Raw genomic sequence first — 6,305 nt, forward strand, 5'->3', positions numbered from 1 at the left:
CCGGGCGCGCGCGAGCGTGGCCCGGGAGCCGGTCGCGAGGGAGCGGTCCGTGCCGCAGGCGATGGGGAGACTGGCATGAGCGACCGGCCGGACGGTTCGGTGCGCACCGGATCCCGCAACGACGAGGACCCGGCCGGCGGCGAGGCCCCCGCGGCCGCCGCCCCGCAGGCGCCGACGACCGACACCGGGACGCACGCGATCCCCGGTGCCGGCGCGCAGACGGGCACCGCCGACCGGGCAGTCCCGGCCACCGGCACGCAGGCGATCCCCACGACCGGGACCCAGCGCGCGGCCGGTGCGTCGGCGAGCGCGGCGCCGGCCGCTACGCCCGCTCCGCCGATCGCCGTCCCGCCGACCCCGGTGTCCGCTGCCGGGGCCGTCCCGGCCGGTCCCGCGTCGCCGCCTCCCGCGTCGCCGCCTCCCGCCCCGTCCGGTTCCGCCCCGTCCGGTGGTGGTGCCCCCGCCGGTGGTGCCGGCTCCGCTGGTGCCCCGGCCGCGGCCAAGGGCCGCTCCGGGCGCAGCGCCACCCGTGGGCCGCGCCGGGCCCGGCTGCAGCTGCGGCACATCGACACCTGGTCGGCGCTGAAGATCTCGCTGGTCCTGTCGATCGCGCTGTTCTTCATCTGGATGGTGGCCGTCGGCGTGCTCTACGGCGTGCTCAACGCCCTCGGCGTCTTCGACACCCTCAACGAGCTCTTCGGCCAGCTGGGCACCGAGAGCGGCACGGAGGAGGGCAGCGACGTGCTGACCCCCGGCGTCGTCTTCGGTGGTGCGGCGATCATCGGCGCCATCAACATCGTGCTGCTCACCGCGCTGTGCACCGTGGGGACGTTCATCTACAACATGTGCTCCGACCTGGTCGGCGGCCTCGAGCTCACGCTCTCCGAGCGCGACTGAGTAATCCGTCGTCCTCCGGACGACACCGCCACCAGGAGCCGTTCCCCTGCGCCGTGGAGCCCCGTCGTCGCGCCTGCGCGGACCCCTCCGGGGCCCACTCGGCACGACAGGACCCCTCCTGCCGATCCGTCTCCAAGCCCAGGTACGCTGTTCGAGGTTCACGGGCCTGTAGCTCAGGCGGTTAGAGCGCATCCCTGATAAGGATGAGGCCGGAGGTTCAAGTCCTCCCAGGCCCACCCGTGTGCCGGTGCCTCCGGGCGCCGTACTCGCATCGAGTCGGCGCGCCACGCGCCCGAGGAGGTCATCGCGTGCTGAAGAAGCTGGCGCTGGTCGCAGCGGCCGTCGGTGCAGTCGCCGCCGTCCGCAGGCGCTCCAGCGGCAAGGCCGAGGCCGACCTCTGGCGCGAGGCCACCAGCGGCCCCCAGGCCGTCAGCACCCCCACCGCACGCTGATCCACCCCGGGGCCCCGGCCCCGTCGGGGACGTAGCTCAATTGGCAGAGCACCGCCTTTGCAAGGCGGGGGTTAGGGGTTCGATTCCCCTCGTCTCCACTCCGCTGACCTGCGGATTCACCTCCGTCGGGGGCTCCGGCGAACCCTCCCGCCGGGTCTCAGTCCGCAAAAAGTCCGCAACTCGTCCGCGGGCTGCGGCCCGCAGGGCGTCCAGCCGGTCTGCCACGTCGTCCAGGTCGTCATCGAACAGGTCGGCGTAGCGGTCCAGGGTCATGGCCGCCGAGGCGTGCCCGAGCATCCGCTGCACCGCCTTGACGTTGGCTCCCGCCTTGATCGCCAGCGAGGCCGCGGTGTGCCGGAGCTCATGCGGCGTGAGCCCGGGCTCCCCGATGGCCCGGGCCGCGGCGTCGAACCAGGCGGACCGGGCGTTCCGGTTGCGCAGCACCGCGCCCTGCGGCGAGGGGAAGGCCAGCTCGTCGGCAGGGCGGGTCACGACCGCCCGGGCGAGCTCGTCGACGAGGAACCGCGGCAGCGGCACCGAGCGGCGGCCGTGGGTCTTCGGCGTACCCCACACCAGGCGCGAGCCGTCGACCTCGGTGACCGCCTCCTCCACCAGGACCCGCCGGCGCAACAGGTCGAAGTGCCGCACCCGCAGCGCCGCCAGCTCCGACCAGCGCAGCCCGCAGTAGCCGAGCACCAGTACCGCCACCCGGCCGGGCCCGGCGGCCTCGGCGAGCGCGTCGAGCTGCTCGGCGGTGAGGTACCGCCGGCGCTTCTCGCCCATCGGCGGCAGGGCGACGCCCAGGGCGGGATTGACCGCCAGGCGCCGGTCGCGCACCGCGAGCCCGAGGATGCCCGACAGGACGCCCTGGGCCTTGCGGACCGAGGCCCCGGCCAGCCCCCGGCCGGAGAGCTCGGACAGCCAGGCCTGCACGTCGCCGTGGGTCACCCGGATCAGCGCGACGTGCCCCCAGCGCGGTAGGACGTGGGTCTTGAGGACGTCGGCGTAGCGGGCCCGACTGGTGGGCTTGAGGTTGATCTTCCCGGCGAGCCAGACCGGCGCCAGCTCGCCCACGGTCGTCCTGGCCCGCTTGGGGTCGACGTAGGTGCCCGTCTGCACGGCCGCGGTGACCTCGTCGAGCCATCGCTGGGCATCGACCTTGCGCTTGAAGTGGCGAGCGTGCTCCTTGCCGTGCTCGTCGCGGTACCGCGGCCGGTACGTACCGTCAGGTCTTCTCGCGATCGACACCATCGCCGACCACCTGCCTCTCCTCGATCCCCGGCCACGGCGTGCGCACGAGGGGTTCTACCGCTCACGCGAGCATCTGCCGAGCCAAGCTTGCCGTCGGTCGCCTGTCCTTCGGTGGATGCACCGGCATTCTGTGGATTCCTGTGGGCGCCGGGTGGTGGCAGCTCACTGCCTGTTTCGTGGGCCATGGGCGACCTGGCCGTGCTGTGCGTCGATCCAGCTGCGGAGGTCGTCGTGGCGATAGAGGACGCGGCGGCCGAGGCGGAAGCTGCGGGGGCCGGTGCCCAGGTGGCGCCAGTACCGCAGGGTGGCGACCGGAGCACGGAGGAGCTCGGCGGCTTCGGTGATGGTGAGCAGTTCGGGCTCGCGGCTGGCGGGATGGTCGGGCATGGCTGGCTCCGTTCTGGTCGGGTGGACTGGCTCCGTCACCTGAGAAGGCGCCGATTCAGAGCCCTTGCTGACAGCCGACCGCCAGATGCTTCCGAAAACCTCCAGTTGTTCTCCTGCTCCGCGTGGCCGAACCCGCGGTCGCCGGCGGAACCACGCTGCTCATCGACCGATGCCTGGGGCGCTGCCACGCGGGGCGAGGGACGAGCCGAGGCGCTCCTCCTCGGGCCGAGGGACCCCCGGGACGGGGGCGGTCGGCCGCGGGCGCGCCGATCCACGTTGGTCGGGGCCGGCCGTGCGCCATGTGCGCCATGCCTCGCGCTCGCGATCGAGCCAGTCCGGCGGCTGGGCGCGGAGAGCCGGGTCAGCGGTGAGGGTCGCGATGCGCGCCTGGGCGTCGGTCAGCTCCTGGCGGGTGGTGGCGATGTCGCGCTGGAGGTCCGCGAGCCGGCCGGCCGGGTCAGGGGCCCAGGCCACCGGCCCAAACGGGCCGAGTCGTTCCTCGCGCCGGCGGCTGGCCTCGGCCAGTGCGCGCCTGGCCTGCCCTGCCGCGTGCCGGGCGGTGTCGGCTGCGACGCGGAGCTGGACGTGTTCTGGGTCGGCCTGTTCGGTCGCCTGGTGGGCGGAGGTGTCGAGCGCCCTCCACAGGGCGGGCCGGTCGTCGAACCAGACGGCAACCTCCGCGAGGTCCTTCCGCTCGGTGGGCAGGGACGGCACGTGTGGCCGCCACCGGTCGGCCCAGTCGGTGAGCTGCTCGCCGGCCCGCGCGACCGCGCCTCGTCGGAGGCCGAGCCGGCCCGGGCCGTCGAGCACGGTTTTTGCCGCTGCGCGTGTGGCGGGGCGTTCGCCGTCCCAGCGCGCGAGGAGGGTGTCGCGGACCCAGTCGGCGTGGGCGGCGAGGGCCGCGCCGCTGGCTGCGGCCTGCTGCTTGGCCTGTTCGGCGGTGATCGCCGTCCGTTCACGGGTGGCTTCGAGGTTGGCGAGTTCGCCGGCGTGGGGAGCTTCGACCGCGACCACCTCGCGGAGCGTCTCGCGCTGTGGTTCCCAGTAGGCGAGTCGCTGGAGGCAGCGCTGCTCGGTGGTCCACGCCGTGCGCAGCTCGGCCAGCACGTCGGCCAGCGGGCGGGATGGGGCGTAGCGGGCGGCCTCGGTGGCGGCCTGCTGGGCGGCGTGGGCGGGGCCGAGGTCGGCGCGGTCGCGGGCGAAGACGGCGAGCCACTGCTCCCGCGCCTCGTCGGCGTCGGCGGCGACGAGGTGGGCGGTGTTCGCCGTTCGGCCGCGGGTCATCCCGACGTAGGCCGACGAGGCGCCGGTCTGCTCGCCGACCATCACGTGCGACGCCGTGACGGTCTCGCCCTGCACGCCGTACGCGGTGGAGGCGTAGGCGAGCTCGACGTGCTCGGTGGCGTAGTCCGCGGGAAGCACCCGGGGTCTCGCCCCGGCCGGGGTGACACCGCCGGACCCGTTCCCGGGGTCGGTGCCGGTGGGGGTGACAGCGGGGGTGACGAGCAGCCCGCCGCGGCGGCCGACGGCGGTGACGACCCAGACGTCGCGGTTGGCGACGTCGAGGTGGCGGTCGTTGCGGCGGGTGGCGATCCGGTCCCCGGCGCCGATCCGCTCCCCGGCCCCGGCGATGACCACCGTTCGGTCATCGACCCGGCCGGCGACGACCAGCCGCTCGCGGATCGCGTTGTTGAACTGGGCGGCCTGCTCGCGGGTGTCCACCACCACCACCACCGCCACCCGGCGGCCTGCGGCATAAGAGGCGGCGGCGGTGGCGGCCAGCGTGGTCTGCCGCGCGGCGGCGTCGGGGTACAGCTCGATCTGGCCGCGGGCGAGCAGGGCGTCGAAGACCGCGCCGGGGTCCTCGCCGACGCGCATGTCCAGGGTCAGCTCGGCATAGCCGGTGTCGGGTGTTGTGCGGCCTTCCTCGTCGGTTCGGGTGAAGCGGTGCACCCCGTCGAGTGTGAGGTGTGCCGCCGGGTCGGCTTGGGCGATGGCGAGGTCCAGGACGCCGCCGCGGCCGACTGCGGACAGCTGGTGCCGGTCGCCGAGCAGCGCCACCCGGACCTGGCACTCGTCGGCGACAGTCAGCAGGGCGCGGGCGGTGTCCTGATCGAGCATCCCGGCCTCGTCGACCAGCAGCAGATCGCCGGGCCGCAGCCGCGCTGCCTCGTTCGGCCCGGCGTAGATCCGTCCGGTCGCCGGGTCGACCTGGCCGACGGTGAGCCGGGTCCACCGCCCCTCGTCGTTCCAGCGCCAGCCGTGCCCGAAGGCGAGGGACGCCGCCGATCCGGCGGCCGTCCCCAGCTCGCCGGCGGCCACCTTGGCCGCCTTGCGCGTGGGGGTGACCACCACGAGCCGGCGGTCCCGCGCCTCGAGCAGTTCGCGGGTGGCGGCGAGCGTGGTGGTCTTGCCCGCCCCCGCGGCGCCCTCGATCACCACCAGGGGGCGGTCGCCGGCGAGCGCGGCGACCGCTGCGGCTTGGCCGGGATCCAGACGGCCGGCGGCGGCCGCGCGCTCGACCGGGAGTGCCGGGTCGGTGTCAGGCACGCCGGGTGCGGCGCGGGCGGCGAGCCAGGTGGTCAGGTCGGCTTCGACGTCGAGGACCGGCTGGGAGGTCCAGGCCCGGATGTGTTCGGGCACCCCGTCGCGGTCCAGCAGGGGGATGCAGCGCTGCAGGGCGCGGGCGGTGAGGTCTTCGGCCAGCTCGATGCGCACCCCGGCGTCGGCGATCACGCCTGCGGCGGCGATCAGCCGCTCGGCCTCGCCCCGAATGTCGGCGGCGTTCCACGCCGACCGCGCCGCCGCGAGCCGGGCCAGCGCGCGCTGCACCAGCGTGTCGCGATCGAGGGCCCCGATCGGGGTGGGGGCGAGGTCGACCGGCTGACCCGGGTCGCGGTAGCCGAGGGCGGACAGCTCGGCCCGCCAGCGTTCCTCCAGCCTGACCCCGGGCTGGAGAGTGACCTTGTCCGGGCGGCCGTCGGCCCACGCCCGGGCATCCCAGGCCCGGCGCAGCGCCGGCCCGGCGGATTCGCCGGGGTGCGCGGCGGTCCAATCCCGTTCGTAGTCGTCCACATTCCGGGCGATCTGCGCGTGCCGCGCGCTGAACGGGCCCGCGTACTCGGCGAGCTCCAGTATTTCTCCCGTAGCGTCCTTCCGGTAGCCGTTGTCGGCGAAGGCGGCGTTCAATTCCGGGTCACACGCCATCGCGGCGTGCCCGATGCCGTTGATCGCGCCCAAGAAGTCGCGGACGCCGACGGTGTGCAAGCCGCGCCATTTCCCCGCGGCGAATACCCGGGACAGGAACTGCAGGTGCAG

Annotated in this window: 4 protein-coding genes, 2 tRNA genes and 1 pseudogene; 4 read left to right on the plus strand and 3 right to left on the minus strand. The window is 74.6% G+C overall.

Annotated features, from left to right (window positions below; all coding sequences use genetic code 11):
- Positions 1-75: 75 nt before the first annotated feature.
- From CRP29_RS19945 to CRP29_RS19955, 4 genes are all read left to right on the plus strand, one after another.
- Positions 76-897 (plus strand): DUF3566 domain-containing protein, encoded by an 822-nt coding sequence (locus CRP29_RS19945; RefSeq protein WP_097196780.1) that lies wholly within the window; start codon positions 76-78, stop codon positions 895-897.
- Between the two features lie 162 nt (positions 898-1,059).
- Positions 1,060-1,133 (plus strand) — tRNA-Ile (locus tag CRP29_RS19950).
- Positions 1,134-1,205: 72 nt separating this feature from the next.
- Positions 1,206-1,349, plus strand: a complete 144-nt coding sequence (locus CRP29_RS22925) for a DLW-39 family protein (protein ID WP_176523062.1) — start codon at positions 1,206-1,208, stop codon at positions 1,347-1,349.
- A gap of 25 nt (positions 1,350-1,374) precedes the next feature.
- Positions 1,375-1,447: transfer RNA gene (locus CRP29_RS19955), tRNA-Ala, on the plus strand.
- A gap of 205 nt (positions 1,448-1,652) precedes the next feature.
- Here CRP29_RS19955 and CRP29_RS19960 read toward each other — a convergent pair.
- From CRP29_RS19960 to CRP29_RS19970, 3 genes and pseudogenes are all read right to left on the minus strand, one after another.
- Positions 1,653-2,600, minus strand: a pseudogene (locus CRP29_RS19960) (tyrosine-type recombinase/integrase); the annotation flags it as partial.
- A 162-nt stretch (positions 2,601-2,762) separates the two neighbouring features.
- A complete protein-coding gene (locus CRP29_RS19965; protein WP_097196781.1) occupies positions 2,763-2,987 on the minus strand; it encodes a helix-turn-helix transcriptional regulator in 225 nt (74 codons plus the stop codon).
- Positions 2,988-3,146: 159 nt separating this feature from the next.
- Positions 3,147-6,305 (minus strand): AAA family ATPase (locus CRP29_RS19970; protein WP_097196834.1); only part of this gene is annotated, 3,159 nt, incomplete at its 5' end.

The sequence above is a fragment of the Blastococcus aggregatus genome (assembly GCF_900221005.1).
Taxonomy (GTDB): domain Bacteria; phylum Actinomycetota; class Actinomycetes; order Mycobacteriales; family Geodermatophilaceae; genus Blastococcus; species Blastococcus aggregatus.